Below are 16,747 nucleotides of genomic sequence, written 5' to 3'. Positions count from 1 at the left end.
TGAGATCGACTGCTATTATGCAACCACGAAGATCGGAACCATTACGGTTTCATCCACCGATGTTGGCAACGGCAAAGATCTTACCACGCCCGTGCCGGCAAATGTGATCCAAACGCTGGGAAGCGGGCGTATGCCCATCCACTATGTTGCCTCACGAACCAGTGCCATCAATCCCGGCGAAACCCCGGTGACCAATTCCGCAATTTCGGTCAGTACAATGGTCACAGTCGAAAGCGCCAGCGATTTTCCCGGTGGGGGAAAGGATCTGCCACTACCGGTATTCAAAACGACAGATCGGAAAGGGATCACATATGCGAATGCCGAGGCCGGAGTTGCGATCAGCACTCCGTATTACATTAATAAAAATGTCGGCGACGAAGTAACAATCTTCTTTTCCGCAAACTTGGAAGCTGATGGCAGCGGTGCGAACATCCCTGGTGCAGCCTATACAGAAACCAAACTTATTGGGCCGGACGACAAGGACGGCCCCACGACGTTTACACTACCATCGTCGCACGCACTTTATCTTTACCCCCGCGCCCAGGGACATCTGGTCTACAAGGCCAAGAACGATGCAGGGGCGGCTACAACGACGCAAGCAGTGAATGTTCTGTGCGACACGACGATCAACCCTCATCCGCCAAAGGGCGGAGGTCAATCTTAAGCCGATCTGCTCTGCCTGCACCAAGTGTTTAGTCCCGGCCCTTGATTCGGATTTCAGGGGATTTTCTCGAAAACGAGTCGCATTTTAACGTACTCGTACGACACGCTTTAAGCTTTTGTTTTTATGCATGTCTCCCAAAATCAGTTTCCACTTTTGGGAGACATGCCTTAGCTCTGAAGTCCGTCATTTACAGATGTATTCGTAGGGCGTGTGTCCTTGAGCATCTTGACCCCATAGGCGAAGTTGTAGGCTGAGATAAAATCCCGGGACCGACGTAGTTGGTCATGATTGCCGTAATGGCGGGCAGAATGTCAGCGAACTGGAAACCTATAGCGCCACAGTAAAATCGCATCAAAAAGGCGATCGAGGTTACATAGCGGTTCCGGAGGTTTGACATTTGCGCTATGCTTTGATTCTGGCTTCTTCCAGGCCTCCCCCCTCCATTCGGGAAAGCATTTTTTCATGCAGGAAGAATAAATCACGAACCAACTGTTCGGGCACATGCACAAGGAGGGACTGCAACGACAGCTCGTCACAGGAGGTTTATCGATGCGGTTATCGTCCCCTATCTATCACCTGAAGCGACGCGCCAGACATTTGGCGAATAATGCCGATATTCCGCTGCATGCAGCGCTTGATCGCATCGCCGCGCAGGAGGGTTACAAAAGCTGGAGCTCGCTTATAAATAAGGCGACCGCCCCCGTTTCTACTGAGGAGATATACAGCTATCTCAAATCCGGCGACATGGTGCTGGTGGGCGCCAGACCGGGCCATGGCAAGACCCTGTTGAGTCTCGACATAATGATCGAGGCCATGCGAGCAGGCAATTACGGCCGATTCTTTTCACTTGAGTATACTGAGAAAGAGGTAGCTGGACGCTTTCAGGCACTTGGGGTCAATCAAGACGATTTTCAGCATGTCTTTCGTCTTGATTGCTCGGATGCCATCTGCGCCGACTATATAATTGCCAAACTTGATGATGCTCCAACTGGAACTGTTGTCGTGGTCGATTATCTGCAAGCTCTCGATCAGAAACGAGAAAAACCCGACCTGACAACCCAGATCGCGGCGCTGAGGTCATTTGCTTCCAATCGACGGCACATCATTCTCTGCATATCACAAATTGATCGCTCCTTTGATCCGGCAATGAAGCCATGTCCGGCAATCGAAGATATCCGGCTTCCCAATCCGCTTGATCTCGCTTTGTTCGATACATACCTTTTTCTCAACGATGGCGAGATTCGCGTGCAGTGGCGGGACCGGACGAGGACGCACGAGAACGTAACGCTATAGCAAGGGTTCAGGCTGCGGAAGCCAGCCTTTCCGCCCCCATGCGGTAGGAAATGGCGCTGGCAAGATGAATGCGGCCGACCTTGTCGCTCCCATCCAGATCGGCCAGCGTGCGGGCGACCTTCAGAATGCGATGATAGGCGCGGGCAGAAAAACGCATCTGTTCGCTGGCGTCGCGCAAAAGCTTGAGGCCTGCCGCATCCGGTTCAGCAACCGCTTCTATCAGCTTGGCTGAACAATAGGCATTGGTCATGAAGGGTTCCAGACCGAGCGCTGAATAACGCTCGGTTTGTATTATGCGGGCGCGCGCGACGCGTTGCGCGACCGTCTCGCTGGTTTCCGATTGGGACGGCTTGATGAGATCGAAAGCGGAGACGGCGGGCATATCCACCCGCAAATCGATACGGTCGAGAAGCGGGCCTGAAATGCGCGCCTGATAGTCAGCCTGACAGCGCGGGCCGCGTGCGCAGACATGCCCGGGTTCGCCCGCCATGCCGCAGCGGCAGGGATTCATGGCCGCAATCAGCTGAAAGCGCGCCGGATAGCTGGTGCGATGATTGACGCGAGCAATCAGGCATTCCCCGGTTTCAAGCGGCTGGCGCAATGAATCCAGCACTTGCGGGGAGAACTCCGGAAACTCGTCCAGAAACAGCACGCCATTGTGCGCCAGCGATACTTCGCCCGGTCGCGCCCGCAGCCCGCCACCGACCATTGCCGCCATGGAGGCTGAATGGTGAGGCGCACGGAATGGACGGCGATCCGACAGTTTTCCACCTGAAAGCTCGCCCGCTATCGAGGCGATCATCGAAACGTCCAGCAATTCGCGCGGGGAAAGGCGCGGCAGAATGGAGGGCAATCGCTGGGCAAGCATGGATTTTCCCGATCCCGGCGGCCCGACAAGCAGCAGATTGTGATTGCCCGCAGCCGCGATTTCAAGCGCTCGCTTGGCGGTCTCCTGCCCCTTTATATCGGCAAGGTCGAGTTCCGTTTCACCGGAAATCCGCATGGATGGGTCCGGCCGGGTCAGGACCTGCGTGCCGCGAAAATGGTTGGCAAGGGCGATCAGGCTACGCGGAGCCAAAATATCAATGTCAGCGCCCGCCCAGGCCGCCTCCGGCCCGCAGGCATAAGGGCAGATGAGCCCCTTTTCTTCCCTGTTAGCGCCAATTGCGGCAGGCAGTACACCTGCCACTGATGTTATCGAACCATCGAGCGACAATTCGCCCAGAACGAGATAGGACTGGATCGCATCCGCTGGAATGGCGCCGATCGCAGCCATCAGCCCGACGGCAATGGGCAAATCATAATGCGACCCTTCTTTCGGCAGGTCGGCAGGCGCCAGATTGACCGTCACCCGTTTGGTCGGCATGGAAAGCCCGGAAGCGTGCAATGCGGCCTGCACACGCTCACGACTTTCCGCCACGGCCTTGTCCGGAAGTCCGACGATGGACATGCCCATCTTGCCTGGCGCAACCATGACCTGCACGTCGACAGGCACAGCCTCTATGCCCTGAAAAGCAACTGTTCCAACCCGCGCGACCATGTGCCCCCGCTCGCCACGCACCACATCTCTTAAGTGAGTAAATACTCAAATACAACTTGAAGAGTTAAGCACGGACGAGCGGCAAACACAAGAACGTTAAGAGAACAAATTAGCGCTTGGCCTCGACCGCATCCCAGAACAGGGCCGCAATATTGGTTCCGTCGAAACGCTGGATTTCCCGGATACCGGTCGGAGAGGTGACATTGATTTCAGTCATGTAGTCGCCGATCACATCAATGCCGACCAGAATGAAACCACGCTCCTTCAGCGAAGGGCCAATACGCTCGCAAATCTCGCGTTCACGCGGCGTCAGCTTGCTCTGTTCGGCGCGCCCGCCGACATGCATGTTGGAACGGGCGTCCGTTTCCGACGGTACGCGATTGATTGCGCCGACAGGTTCGCCGTCGATCAGGATGATGCGCTTGTCGCCGGCGCGCACGTCCTTCAGATAGCGCTGCGCAATGAACGGCTCCTTGAAGAGCTGACCGAACATTTCCAGAAGCGAGGTCAGGTTGCGGTCGCCATCGGCCAGATGGAACACGCCCGCACCGCCATTGCCGTAAAGCGGCTTCAAGATGATGTCGCCGAACTCGCGACGAAAATCCATGACTTCCTGCGGGTCTTTGGTGATCAGCGTTTCCGGCATAAGGTCAGGAAACTCGGTCACGAAGATTTTTTCCGGGCTGTTGCGCACCCATGCCGGATCGTTGACCACCAGTGTCTTCGGATGAATCCGCTCCAGAAGATGGGTGGTTGTGATGTAGTTCATGTCGAAGGGCGGGTCTTGACGCAGAAGCACCACATCCATTTCCGACAGGTCGCGGCGGACCGGCTCGCCCAGCGTGTAGTGATCGCCCTTGATGTCGCGCACTTCCATCTTTTCGAGGCGAGCGGAAACGACGCCATCACGCATCGAAAGCCGGTCCGGCGTATAATGATAAAGCTCATGACCGCGCTTTTGCGCCTCGAGCGAGAGGGCGAATGTGGTATCGCCCGCGATATTCACCGTGCTGATATGGTCCATCTGGACCGCGACTTTGAGAGCCATGATTTCCTCGCGATTCGAAGTTGCGGGAAATCTAAAACGGAATGGTCAGGCAACATAGCCCTTTCTCTCAATCCGGCGCGGACTTCGCTTGTGCTTTTGCCAGTGTGTGAAGTTGAACTGGATCAGTTTTGATCCATTGTCTATGCTTGATGCAATTGCTGCGGGCGTCTCGGGAGGAAAATGTGACCGCTGTTAAAACTACCCTTTTTGCCGACCACGTAGCGGAACTGGGCGAAGGCCCCGGCTACGATCCGCTGAGCGGTAATGTCTGGTGGTTCGACATTCTCGGCCAGAAACTGATCGAGAAGAACTGGGACAGCGGCGAAACCCACGTCCATGCGCTCGGCATGAAAGCAAGCGCCCTCGCCGTGATCGATCGCGACCGGCAATTGATCGTCAGCGAACACGGTCTGTTCGTCCGTGAGCGCGCCAACGGGCGCTTGACTCTTCATCATCCGCTTGAGGCAGACAACGAAATCACTCGTTCCAACGACGCGCGCGTGCATCCTTCAGGATCGTTCTGGATCGGTACGATGGGCAAGAAAGCCGAGCCCGATGCGGGCTCCATCTGGTGGTATCGCGAAGGCCAGGTGAAAAAGCTGTTTTCCGGCATCACGATCCCCAATTCGATCTGCTTTTCCTCCGATGGCAGGGTTGCCTATTTCGCCGATACGCACCGCAATATCATCTGGCGGGTCGATGCCGACCCCGAAACCGGATTGCCGGTATCGGACAAAAGCGTCTTCCACCACCGGGCCGAGGAAGGCGGCGTCGATGGCTCCGTCGTCGACGCGGAAGGCACGCTGTGGAATGCTTGCTGGGGCGGCAGTTCACTCAATGCCTATTCACCGCAAGGCCGCCTGATCCGCTCCGTTGCGCTGCCGGTGAAGCAGCCCTCCTGCCCGGCTTTCGTGGGGCCGGATGCGACGGCGGTAATCGTGACGAGCGCCCATGAAGGTCTTGATGAGGAAACCCGCCGTTCAGACCCTCATGCCGGAAAGGTACTGCTCTTGGACATGACACTGGCCGGACGGCACGATCCACCGGTCCGGCTATAGAAAAGGGCCCGACTGGGCCCTTTTGATTTCAGATACCTTCGACGATGACGATCTCGCCGTCAGCCACTGTCTGGCGGATTGCCTTCGCCGCCTGATATTCCGGCGAATTGTAGCAATCAAGCGCGTGCTGCATGGTCTCGAATTCGATGATCACATTGCGGGCGCGGCCCGGCCCCTCAACGGCTTCAGCCTTGCCGCCGCGTGCGATGAAATTTGCGCCGTAACGCTCAAAAGCCGGTTTTGCTGTCGAAACATAATCCTTGTATCGCTCGGGATCACGGACATCTACACGGGCAATCCAATAGGCTTTCGTCATATTCTCTCCTCCAGTTTCTCTTACGCAACCGAGCGCATTTCTTCGAGAATGGCAAGAGCTGCGGCCTTGCGATCAGCCGCACCGACAATCGGGCGCGCAACGACGAGATGGCTGGCTCCGGCTTTCAATGCATCGGCAGGTGTCATGACCCGCTTCTGGTCACCCTTTTCCGAACCGGCGGGACGAATGCCCGGCGTAACGATAGCCATATCCGGGCCGACCGCCTGACGGATGGCTGCAGCTTCGGCGGCAGAAGCGACGATGCCGCCCATACCAGCCTCGCGTGCCTGACGCGCCCGTTTCAGCACCAGGGTTTCCGCGTCGTCAGCATAACCGGCTTCCCGCAGATCGACATTGTCCATTGATGTCAGGACCGTCACGCCCAGGAGGCAGAGGTTCGATCCCCTCGCGGCTTCCACCGCTGCCCGCATCGCCTTCGGATAGGCATGGAGCGTGAGCATGGAAACGCCCATCTTCGCGACATTTTCAACGCCCTTTGCAATGGTGTTGTCGATGTCGAGCAGCTTCATGTCGAGGAAGACTTTTTTCCGCGCCGCCACAAGGCTTTTGGCGAAATCGAGACCACCGGCAAAGACCAGCTGATAGCCGATCTTGTAGAAGGAAACGGTATCGCCCAGTTCTTCGACTACTTTATCCGCCTCGGTAATAGTCGGCACGTCAAGGCCCACGATCAGTCGATCGCGCAAATCTGTCGTCGTCATGAGAGTCTCCGTGGTGATTTTTACTCTCTTCGCACAACAGGCCCCGATACGAAAGAGACGGAATCAGCTTTTTGCTTCTTCCACCCGCGCGATGAGGCTGCGGCAGACAGCGGAGAGCATTCTGGCGCTGCGCTCTTCTTTCAGCGTGCCATCCTCATTGAATGCCACCGATGCATGGCCGACCGAACATTGCTCGGTGACGATCTGCACGCCGACATTCATCAACACCGCACGCAAATGATAAAGTCCCCGCATCCCGGCGAACATGCCATCCGAACTCGAGCAGAGGCCGACCGTCAGACCGGCATAGGGCCGAAACGGCTTGTCCCCATCCCTTGAAATACGGCTGACCCAGTCGATGGTGTTTTTCAGAAGAGGCGGGATCGAGGCGTTATATTCCGGCGAGCAGATCATCAGTCCGTCATGTTCGGCGAACAGACGACCGAGTTTCATGGCGTTCTCGGGAACGCCATGCTCGTTTTCCAGATTCTGATCCATGATCGGCAGAGGATAGTCGGCAAGCGTGATGCGCGTTACTTCGGCACCCTGCGCCCGCAATTCCATTTCGGCTGCATCGGCCATATGCCCGGAAAAAGCGCCAACGCGAACCGACCCCGCGAAGACGAGAATACGTGCAGTCATGCTAAAACTCCGCGAGGAAAAATCTAAACCCGAAGAAAAATCTAAACCAGTGGGCTGCGATAAACCCAGAGCTGTGCGGGCGGGACATTCCGCACCACGAAATCATAGTGCTGGACGGTATAATTGCCGCGACCGGCAGGAACCGGCGGCAAGGGGCCGTAGGTGATCTGCATCAGCGGGCGTCCGCGCGGAATATGCGAAAGCAGGCTTTCCACGAGCTGGATACGCCGCTCCATGGGGAAATTGAGCATGGGAACGGCAGAAATGATGCAATCGAATTTCTGGTCCTTCTTTTCACCCAGCGCCGTATCGAGATCGAATGCGTCACCCTGGATGATATTGACCTCCGGAAAGATCGTATTCAGGTGGTCCACGAAATCCTGCGAATATTCGATGGAATAAAGGTCGGCAGGTTTCACGCCCTGTTTCAGGATCGCCTTGGTGATAACGCCGGTACCCGGCCCAAGCTCCAGAACCGGAAGACCGGAGCCGGTATCGATAACGCTTGCCATGCGGCGCGCCGTAATGGAACTCGTCGGCAAAATAGCGCCGACCGCTTTCGGTCCGTCTATCCATCCCTTGAAAAAACGGATTTCCTCATCGAACTTTGCGGCCAGTTTCCTGCCGAGCTGTCCTGCCATTCTCGCTGCTCCCATTGTCGTTATCGGACAAGTTTATGCCGCTTTGAATTATCTAAGCAAGGCGTGAATAAGGAAAAGAACAAAAAAGGGAGCCTTTCGGCCCCCTTTACTACTCTCCGATACCGTCGAAGAATTCCTTCATCCTTGAAAAGAACCCCGCTGATTTCGGGCTGTTCTCCTGAGAGGAGAGTTTTTCAAACTCTTCCAGCAGTTCGCGCTGGCGTTTGGACAGGTTCTGCGGCGTCTCGATGTCGATCTGTATATAAAGATCGCCGACAGCTGCCTGGCGCAGAACCGGCATGCCCTTGCCCTTGAGGCGGAACTGCTTGCCGTTTTGCGTGCCTTCCGGAACCTTCACACGCGTCTGCGTGCCGTCGAGCGTCGAAACTTCGAACTGGCCGCCCAGCGCTGCCGTCGTCATCGAGATCGGCACCTTGCAATAAAGGTCGGAACCATCGCGCTGGAAAAACTCATGCGGCTTGACCGAAAGGAAAATGTAGAGATCACCCGACGGGCCGCCGCGCATGCCGGCTTCCCCTTCACCGGCGAGGCGAATACGGGTGCCGTCCTCGATACCTGCCGGAATATTGACCGACAGCGAACGTTCCTGCGTCACGCGGCCCTGCCCGTGGCACTTGCCACAAGGGTCCTTGATGATCTGGCCACGACCGTTACAGGTCGGGCAGGTGCGCTCCACCGAGAAAAAGCCCTGCGCGGCGCGGACACGGCCCGAGCCGGAGCACATGGTACAGGTGGTGGGCTGCGAACCGGCCTTAGCGCCGGAGCCGGAACACTCGTCGCAGGTGATGGAGGTCGGAACGCGGATCTGCGCGGTCTTGCCCGCATAGGCTTCTTCCAGCGTCACTTCCATATTGTAGCGAAGATCGGCGCCGCGTTCGCGTCCGCCATTGGAGCGGCGACGACCGCCGCCCATCATCTCGCCAAAAATATCTTCGAAGATATCGGCAAACCCGCCGCCGCCAGCAAAACCGTTGCCGAAGCCGCCACCCATGCCGCCATTTTCAAAGGCCGCGTGGCCAAACCGGTCATAGGCGGCCCGCTTTTGCGGGTCCTTCAGCGTTTCGTAAGCCTCGCCGATTTCCTTGAACTTGCGTTCAGCTTCCGGATTATCCGGATTACGATCCGGATGATATTCCATGGCGAGTTTGCGAAAGGCTGTCTTCAGCGTCTTGTCGTCTGCTGTTCTTTCAACACCCAGAGCTTCGTAGTAATCGATCTTCATCAGTTCGTTATCCCGGCGACAGGAACGCGCCTTTTGCTTTCACGGACATCGTATCCCGAAACCGGTCCCCAGATTCGTGCGACACGCCCCAAAAGCGTTCAAGACTTGTCAGGGGCCAGCGTTTCCAATTGTTTATTTATCGAAGCGCCTTCCGATCCGATATGTCGGAGCGGCACTCCGGTTTCCAGCATCAACACCACTTTGTCCGAAACCGTCTCATGATCTTCAAGATGTATGCAGGCCAGAGCGATTTTTCAAACAGAGGCTGATTTTCTCGGTATTTTCCACCGACACCGGCCAACATGCAGGCTTATACAAAACCGGCAAATATGAACATCTCAAAAATTGGCAAAAGCCCGGGGCAGAACCCCGGGCTTGAGCGTATTGAGCCTGAATTTACGACTTCTTCTTGTCGTCGTCGATTTCTTCGTAATCGGCGTCGACAACATCGTCGTTTGAAGCTTTCTCTTCACCAGCGCCAGCAGCGCCGGTTTCGGCAGCCTGAGCGGCTTCGTACATGGCCTGGCCAAGCTTCATGGAAGCCTCTGCAAGCGTCTGCGTCTTGGCCTTGATGTCTTCTGCATCATCGCCTTCAAGCGCGGTCTTGAGGCTTGCGAGCGCATCCTCAATGGCCTTCTTGTCGTCAGCCGAGACCTTGTCGCCATATTCGGCCAGCGACTTTTCGGTCGAATGAACAAGGCTTTCAGCCTGGTTCTTCGCTTCGACGGCATCGCGACGCTTCTTGTCGGCTTCGGCATTGGCCTCGGCGTCCTTGACCATCTTTTCGATGTCGGCATCGGAAAGACCACCGGACGCCTGAATGCGGATCTGGTGTTCCTTGCCCGTGCCCTTGTCCTTGGCCGTCACGTTGACGATGCCGTTGGCGTCGATGTCGAAGGTCACTTCGATCTGCGGCACGCCACGCGGTGCTGGCGGAATGCCAACGAGGTCGAACTGGCCAAGCATCTTGTTGTCGGCGGCCATTTCACGCTCGCCCTGGAAGACGCGGATCGTCACGGCCGACTGGTTGTCCTCGGCGGTGGAGAAGGTCTGCGACTTCTTGGTCGGGATCGTGGTGTTGCGCTCGATCAGACGGGTGAAGACGCCGCCCAGCGTTTCGATGCCCAGCGAAAGCGGGGTCACGTCGAGCAGCAGAACATCCTTGACGTCGCCCTGCAGAACGCCAGCCTGAATGGCCGCGCCCATGGCGACGACTTCGTCAGGATTGACTCCCTTGTGTGGTTCCTTGCCGAAGAAGGCCTTCACGACTTCCTGAATCTTCGGCATGCGGGTCATGCCGCCGACCAGAATCACTTCGTCGATTTCGCCAGCCTTGAGACCGGCATCCTTCAGTGCTGCCTTGCAAGGCTCGACGGTGCGCTGGACGAGATCGTCGACCAGGCTTTCGAACTTGGCGCGCGACAGCTTGATGGCAAGGTGCTTCGGACCGGTGGCGTCCGCCGTGATGAACGGCAGGTTGACTTCGGTCTGCTGCGAGGACGACAGTTCGATCTTGGCCTTTTCGGCAGCTTCCTTGAGGCGCTGCAGGGCAAGCTTGTCGTTCTTGAGGTCGATGCCGCTTTCCTTCTTGAACTCGGAAACCAGATACTCGACCAGACGCATGTCAAAGTCTTCACCGCCGAGGAAGGTGTCGCCATTGGTCGACTTCACTTCAAAGACGCCGTCGCCGATTTCGAGAATCGACACGTCGAAGGTACCGCCGCCAAGGTCGTAAACAGCGATGGTCTTGCCATCGTTCTTGTCCAGACCGTAGGCGAGCGCGGCAGCAGTCGGCTCGTTGATGATACGCAGCACTTCAAGACCAGCGATCTTGCCGGCATCCTTGGTTGCCTGGCGCTGAGCGTCGTTGAAGTAGGCCGGAACGGTGATAACCGCCTGCGTAACCGTTTCTCCGAGATAGGATTCAGCAGTTTCCTTCATCTTCTGAAGGGTCATCGCAGAGACCTGCGACGGGGAATATTTCTTGCCGTGGACTTCAACCCAGGCATCGCCATTGTCGCCCTTGACGATATGGTAAGGGACAAGGTCCTTGTCCTTGGTAACCATCGGGTCGTCAAAACGGCGGCCGACAAGGCGCTTGACCGCAAAAATGGTACCTTCCGGATTGGTGACGGCCTGACGCTTTGCAGGCTGGCCGATGAGACGTTCGTCACTGTCGGTGAATGCAACGATCGAAGGGGTTGTACGCGCACCTTCGGCATTTTCGATGACCTTCGCGGTTTTGCCGTCCATGACGGATACGCAGGAGTTGGTCGTTCCCAGATCGATACCAATAACTTTAGCCATATTTCTCTCCATTCAGCAAACCGCCAAGACCTCTACCGAGCGTTCCGTGGGCGGTTCCTATCGGTTTCACAATGCTCTTTTCACGACGAGCGCCCGAACACCGAACCGGTTTCCAGACGCACATCAATGCCCTGTGCGAGGCGTATATAAGAAACGCGGTTTTTCACTGCAAGTCACAAGAGCCGGACAAAGACAGATTCCTTGCCCGATATTCCTTACAGGATCAACGGACTGTCTCGCTCATGCTGGTTTTGCCCGCACGATAGATTGCATCGATGAATTTCTGGTTCGCCTTCGAACTTTCAAGCGAGAACAGTCTGGCATCCCTGTCGCCGCGTGCGGCGCGCACAAAGCTTTCGGCCTGAAGCTGGTAATGATTGGCGTCACCGAACGACCATTCGCTCGCTCGTGTGTGTCCGGCATCGAAAAGCGCGATGCTGCCATGGCCATATTTGCCGGTATTGAACGGCGCATAAATCTCGATGAAGCCTTTGTCGCCATGGAAAACCATCGTCTGGCGTCCGGCAAGTTGCGTCGCGACATAGAAGGTCAGGTCAAAGCCGTCAAAACGCGCTGAAACATTGGCATAACGGTCGGTACCGAAAGCCGGATCATATTCCACCGATGCCTGGACCGAGAGAGGCTCTTGACCGGTTACCATGCGGGTTACCACGGTCGGATAGACGCCAATATCCGGCAAAGCGCCGCCGCCCAGTTCCGGCTGGTTGCGCATATTTCCCGGATCGACATTGAAATAGGAGAAGACACCCTGCACGTGGCGCAACCGGCCGATAGCGCCTTCGGCCAGAAGTTCCTGCAACTTGATCCACTGCGGGTGATAATAGACCATAAAGGCTTCAGCTATCGTAACCTTATGCTTGTCACGCGCGGCGACAAGCTGGTCGATATCATCGGCCTTGAGCGCAATCGGTTTTTCACACAGCACATGTTTGCCAGCTTCCGCCGCCTTGAGGCTCCATTCGATGTGCTGCGAGGTCGGCAGCGGAATATAGACGCCATCAATGGCGTCGCTCGCCAGAAGCTCCTCATAGGAACCGAATGCCAGCGGTGCACCAAAACGATCGGCGACAGCGCGCGCACGTGACTGATCCCGGCTCGCGACGGCATGAACGACGCCATTCTCGGAAGCGCAAAGTGCGGGAATCACCTGCGTGACACCGATCTTGGCGGTTGAAAGAATACCCCAACGAAACATGCAATTCCCTCATCTATAAAGAGTTCAATCCGGCACGTCCCAGCCTTGAACAGTCAGTTCCGGCCAGAGTTTGAGCGCGCGGTCGGCCTTGATCTCATATGTTTGGCGGTTATCGATGGCACGATTGGGCCGAAGGCGAAATGAAAAAATATCGTCGAGGCCGAAAGGGGCGTGGATGAGCAGCTCGCCCTCTGCCGCCTCACTCTCGTTTGCCAGCCGCGCGCCGACGCAATGGGCGATCGTCGAATAGCGTTCTATCGATTCGGTGGCGCAACAAAGTGGTGCATAAGGCTGCCCGAAGCGCTTTTCGAACCACAGATGCACCCGGGCCTGATTGCGGATCTCCACCGGAAGCGGAAAACCGCGAAATATCTCGGCACCGCGCGCGATAACCGCATCCTCCGCTTCCCAGGAAAGATCGTGGCCGTCGAAATAAATAATGTCGAGGTCCTTGATTCCAAGCAGGTCCGGTCGCCCAGTCAGCCGGTTCCAGATGGTGTTGTAAAGCGCGCCGGAAACGACCCAGAAATCGGAAACCTTTCCTCCCAGGTCATGCAACCGATGCAGCGCATCGGCCAGCATCGGACTTTCCAGCACCATCTGCGAAAAGACATTCCGCTGCCGAGAGGGCGAGAGACCAGCATGGCGCAAATGCTCCGGCAGCGTGTTCATTTATCGCTTCCTGTCCCATGGCGATAAAAGTCGATGAATGCGCGCAATGCCGGGCGCATCTGGCGGCGGCTTGGATAATAAAGGTGGAACCCCTCGAAGGGCGCGCACCAGTCTTCCAGAACCCGGACCAGCCGACCCTCGGCCAGAAAATCCCGCGTATAATCCTCGAACAGCCAGACCAGCCCCGCGCCGGCGAGCGCCGCCTCGAGCAGGATGCCGTTGTCGTTGGCGATCAGTGGTCCTTCGACGCCGATTTCCACGATCTGGCCGTTCTTCTCGAACTCCCAGCGATAGAGCCGCCCTCCCGGGAAGCGCTGACGCAAACAGCGGTGCCGCGCCAGATCGCGCGGATGCGAAGGGGCCGAACGGGCTTCGAAATAGGCGGGCGATCCCACCACGGCGCCGCGCTGTGGGCCACCGAGCCGTACCGCGATCATGTCGGCTTCCAGATTTTCGCCTAGCCGCACACCCGCATCGAAACCAGCAGCGACGATATCGGTGAAGGCGTTGTCGATGCGCAGGTCCAGCGTGATGTCGGGATAGAGCCGGGCGAATTCACCAAGGCGAGGCGCAAGCATCAGCTGCGTGGCAACGAGCGGGGCGGAAATGCGCAGGATTCCCGCCGGGCGGTCCTTCGTCTCCAGCGCCGCGCCCAGCGCCTGATCGATCTCCGCCAGCGCGGGCGCAAGTCGCTCCAGAAGCCGACGGCCCGCCTCCGTTGGCGCGACGCTGCGCGTCGTGCGCGCCAGAAGGCGCACGCCCAGACTGTCCTCCAGCGTAGCCACCGCGTGGCTGACGGCTGAGGGGGCAATCGCCAATTCCCGCGCCGCACCCCGAAAACTTCCATGCGCGGCAACAGCGGCAAGAACAGCAAGCTGTGACAGTTGGCTTCGATTCATTGTTATAAATTACAGAACAAGCCGTGAAAATAAATCGGTATTATCGAACTGACCTCCCTGTTTTATGGTTCACCGCAAGATCCCTCTGGACTGCAGCCACCCCGAAAGTGCTGCCAGCCGGCCCGTCTCCCGATTTTCCCGCACAATTTTCAGTACTTTCAATCAGTCATTCGAAAGGAACTACAATGCAACAGCGTAAACTCGGCCCGCAATTGAGCGTCTCCGCCCTTGGTTTCGGCTGCATGGGAATGACCTATGCCTATGGCGGACAGGATGAGCAGGACGCGATCCGCACGCTGCATCGCGCCATCGATCTCGACGTGACTTTTTTCGATACGGCGGAGGTCTATGGCCCGTTCGAGAACGAGAAGCTCCTCGGCAAGGCGCTGAAGCCCTTTAGAGAGCGAGTGACGATTGCAACGAAGTTCGGCTTCAAGATCGAAGACGGGCAGATGAAGGGTGTCGATAGCCGTCCCGAACATATTCGCGACGTAGCCGAGGCTTCCCTCAAGCGACTCGGTATCGATGTGATCGACCTGTTCTACCAGCACCGCGTCGACCCATCCGTGCCGATCGAAGATGTGGTCGGCACCTTGAAGGACCTTATCGACGAGGGGAAAATTCGCGCGATCGGCCTTTCCGAAGCGGGCGCCTCCACGCTGCGCCGCGCACATGCGGTCCACCCCATCGCCGCGCTGCAAAGCGAATATTCGCTATGGGCTCGCGATCCGGAAGAGGGTGTTCTGCCGGTCTGTCGCGAACTCGGTATTGGTTTCGTACCCTATAGCCCACTCGGGCGCGGCATGCTGACCGGCACGGTACGCTCGCAGTCAGACCTTGCAGAAGACGATTTCCGCAAGACGCTGCCGCGTTTCCAACCGGGTAATCTGGAAGCCAACAACCGGCAGGTGGACCGCATCGTCGAGATCGCGCAGGAAAAGCAGGTCACGCCCGCACAACTGGCGCTGGCTTGGGTATTGAGCCGGGGTGATTTCATCGTGCCTATCCCCGGCGTACGCAAAATCCGTCATCTGGAAGACAATGTGAAAGCCGTCGACGTTGTGCTGACGCCGGAGGACCTGCAACGCCTGGACGAAGTGTCCACGCCAAACCTGATTGCAGGCAAGCGTTACAACGAACAGCAGCTTGCGCTGACCGGTCTCTGATCAGATGCCCCAAACGAAAAGGGAGCCCGACCGGCTCCCTTCTTTTTACATCCGGCGCAAGGCTGGTGGCGCGAGGGTCAGAAGCCCGCCCAGCGTCATGGCGAAGCCCACCCATAGCGGCGCATGCAGGCCATAGCCGGCTTCCATCGCCTGTCCGCCGATCCATGGTCCGAGCCCGAGACCGATATTGATGACCGACGCATGCATCGCGTTCACCAGCGCGCCCGGATGTGCGATCCGCATCACCCGCGCAATGAAGGCGGGGTTGAGGGCAATGCCTGTCAGGCCGATCATCACGATGGCGAGAATTGCAGCAGGCTTCAATTCTGCGAAAAGCGCGAAAATCAGCATGGCCGTCAGCATCAACACCAGTCCGACGGCGATGGTGGGGATCGTGTGGCGATCCGCAAAGCGCCCGGTGACATAGTTGCCGACGATATTGGCGCCGCCATAGACCGCGAGCAGCAATGGCACCTGCATGGCCGAGAAACCGGCAAGCTGCACCGTGATCGGCGACAGATAGCTGTAGACGGCGAAGGACGAGCCGATGACGAGCGCACTGGTGGCATAGGCAGCCCAGAGTTTCGGCTTGCGCATTTCCTTCAGTTCGGAGCGCAGATCGGCCTGCGGCGCATCGGGCGAGGATTCGATCTTGATTGCTATGACAAGCGCGCAGACCAGGATCAGAACCACAATTGCCCAGAAGCTCGCCCTCCAGCCGAACGCATTGGTGATTGCCGTTGCGATGGGCACGCCGAAGACGGTGCAAAGCATGAGGCCCGCAAAAACGAGCGACGAGGCGCGCCCGCGCAATTCCGGTCCGACAAGCTGCGCCGTAATGGCGAGCATCAGCCCGAAGCTTGTCGCCGCCGCCATGCCGGTCAGAACGCGCGCGACGAGCAAAACCTGGAAGCTACTGGTGGACGCCGCAACGCTTTGCGCTGCCGCATAAAAGACCAGCAAAAGGAGAAGCCCGCGCTTGTTCTCGATCTTCAGCGCCAGAAACAATATCGTCACCAGCGGCCCGCCGACCATCATGCCGAGAGCGTAAAGCGATATGAGATTACCGATATCGGCAATGGAACGGTCGAACGCCACCTGAAGGGAGGGCAGCATTCCCGAAATCATAAGCTCGGAAGTCGTGAGCGCAAAAACGCCAAGACTGAGACAGTACACGACCAGCGGGATTGCCCGCGCCTTTTGCGCGGACGCAGAGACCCCTTCCGCCGCCAGGGCGGAATCGCACGTATCGTTCATGGGACGAATCCTATTTATATAGTATAGATTACATAATTAATATCGACTTGCCCGAAAGGGTCA

At 57.4% G+C, this 16,747-nt stretch carries 16 protein-coding genes; 4 read left to right on the top strand and 12 right to left on the bottom strand.

Features of this window, described 5'->3' with window-relative positions; genetic code table 11:
• Both AC0TOF_RS10050 and AC0TOF_RS10045 read left to right on the top strand, forming a co-directional pair.
• Window positions 1-664: hypothetical protein (locus tag AC0TOF_RS10050; protein ID WP_473768109.1), on the top strand; the 664-nt coding region annotated here is incomplete at its 5' end.
• Between the two features lie 549 nt (window positions 665-1,213).
• Window positions 1,214-1,957, top strand: a complete 744-nt coding sequence (locus AC0TOF_RS10045; RefSeq protein ID WP_473768108.1) for a DNA helicase — start codon at window positions 1,214-1,216, stop codon at window positions 1,955-1,957.
• 7 nt (window positions 1,958-1,964) lie between these two features.
• Here AC0TOF_RS10045 and AC0TOF_RS10040 read toward each other — a convergent pair whose 3' ends face one another.
• Together AC0TOF_RS10040 and gshB are read right to left on the bottom strand one after the other, a co-directional pair.
• Window positions 1,965-3,497 carry a YifB family Mg chelatase-like AAA ATPase gene (locus AC0TOF_RS10040; protein ID WP_473768120.1) on the bottom strand — a complete coding sequence of 511 codons (1,533 nt, stop codon included), beginning with the start codon at window positions 3,495-3,497 and terminating at the stop codon, window positions 1,965-1,967.
• A 109-nt stretch (window positions 3,498-3,606) separates the two neighbouring features.
• Window positions 3,607-4,545, bottom strand: coding sequence for a glutathione synthase (gshB, locus tag AC0TOF_RS10035; RefSeq protein WP_122002869.1), 939 nt, complete (start codon window positions 4,543-4,545; stop codon window positions 3,607-3,609).
• 182 nt (window positions 4,546-4,727) lie between these two features.
• On the opposite strand from gshB, the gene AC0TOF_RS10030 reads away from it, so the two are divergent.
• Complete coding sequence (locus AC0TOF_RS10030) at window positions 4,728-5,603, top strand: SMP-30/gluconolactonase/LRE family protein (protein ID WP_473768107.1); 876 nt, start codon at window positions 4,728-4,730, stop codon at window positions 5,601-5,603.
• 28 nt (window positions 5,604-5,631) lie between these two features.
• Here the strand turns inward: AC0TOF_RS10030 and AC0TOF_RS10025 are convergent, their stop codons facing one another.
• The 9 genes from AC0TOF_RS10025 to AC0TOF_RS09985 all read right to left on the bottom strand — a co-directional run bounded on the left by AC0TOF_RS10025 (window position 5,632) and on the right by AC0TOF_RS09985 (window position 14,261).
• The gene (locus tag AC0TOF_RS10025; RefSeq protein ID WP_473768106.1) at window positions 5,632-5,919 is read right to left on the bottom strand and encodes a DUF1330 domain-containing protein; all 288 of its coding nucleotides are present in this window, start codon (window positions 5,917-5,919) and stop codon (window positions 5,632-5,634) included.
• Window positions 5,920-5,939: 20 nt separating this feature from the next.
• Window positions 5,940-6,641, bottom strand: a complete 702-nt coding sequence (gene pyrF / locus AC0TOF_RS10020) for an orotidine-5'-phosphate decarboxylase (RefSeq protein ID WP_473768105.1) — start codon at window positions 6,639-6,641, stop codon at window positions 5,940-5,942.
• Window positions 6,642-6,704: 63 nt separating this feature from the next.
• Window positions 6,705-7,283 carry an NAD(P)H-dependent oxidoreductase gene (locus AC0TOF_RS10015; RefSeq protein WP_122002865.1) on the bottom strand — a complete coding sequence of 193 codons (579 nt, stop codon included), beginning with the start codon at window positions 7,281-7,283 and terminating at the stop codon, window positions 6,705-6,707.
• 41 nt (window positions 7,284-7,324) lie between these two features.
• On the bottom strand, window positions 7,325-7,924 hold the full coding sequence (gene pmtA, locus AC0TOF_RS10010; protein WP_122002864.1) for a phospholipid N-methyltransferase PmtA: 600 nt from the start codon (window positions 7,922-7,924) through the stop codon (window positions 7,325-7,327).
• Window positions 7,925-8,033: 109 nt separating this feature from the next.
• Window positions 8,034-9,167, bottom strand: coding sequence for a molecular chaperone DnaJ (dnaJ, locus tag AC0TOF_RS10005; protein ID WP_473768104.1), 1,134 nt, complete (start codon window positions 9,165-9,167; stop codon window positions 8,034-8,036).
• Between the two features lie 396 nt (window positions 9,168-9,563).
• Window positions 9,564-11,474, bottom strand: a complete 1,911-nt coding sequence (gene dnaK, locus AC0TOF_RS10000) for a molecular chaperone DnaK (RefSeq protein WP_473768103.1) — start codon at window positions 11,472-11,474, stop codon at window positions 9,564-9,566.
• Window positions 11,475-11,697: 223 nt separating this feature from the next.
• Complete coding sequence (locus AC0TOF_RS09995) at window positions 11,698-12,690, bottom strand: Gfo/Idh/MocA family protein (RefSeq protein ID WP_473768102.1); 993 nt, start codon at window positions 12,688-12,690, stop codon at window positions 11,698-11,700.
• A 24-nt stretch (window positions 12,691-12,714) separates the two neighbouring features.
• Window positions 12,715-13,362, bottom strand: a complete 648-nt coding sequence (locus AC0TOF_RS09990; protein WP_473768101.1) for a nucleotidyltransferase family protein — start codon at window positions 13,360-13,362, stop codon at window positions 12,715-12,717.
• On the bottom strand, window positions 13,359-14,261 hold the full coding sequence (locus AC0TOF_RS09985; protein WP_473768100.1) for a LysR family transcriptional regulator: 903 nt from the start codon (window positions 14,259-14,261) through the stop codon (window positions 13,359-13,361). The genes AC0TOF_RS09990 and AC0TOF_RS09985 overlap by 4 nt, the downstream gene beginning before the upstream one ends.
• A 185-nt stretch (window positions 14,262-14,446) precedes the next feature.
• Here AC0TOF_RS09985 and AC0TOF_RS09980 point away from each other — a divergent pair, with 185 nt between their 5' ends.
• Window positions 14,447-15,427 carry an aldo/keto reductase gene (locus tag AC0TOF_RS09980; protein ID WP_473768099.1) on the top strand — a complete coding sequence of 327 codons (981 nt, stop codon included), beginning with the start codon at window positions 14,447-14,449 and terminating at the stop codon, window positions 15,425-15,427.
• A gap of 45 nt (window positions 15,428-15,472) precedes the next feature.
• On the opposite strand, the gene AC0TOF_RS09975 is transcribed toward AC0TOF_RS09980, so the two are convergent.
• Window positions 15,473-16,684, bottom strand: coding sequence for an MFS transporter (locus tag AC0TOF_RS09975; protein WP_473768098.1), 1,212 nt, complete (start codon window positions 16,682-16,684; stop codon window positions 15,473-15,475).
• Between the last annotated feature and the right edge of the window lie 63 nt (window positions 16,685-16,747).

Source organism: Ochrobactrum sp. PL_is501 (assembly GCF_055816895.1).
This window is presented reverse-complemented; position numbering and strand designations above follow the sequence as displayed.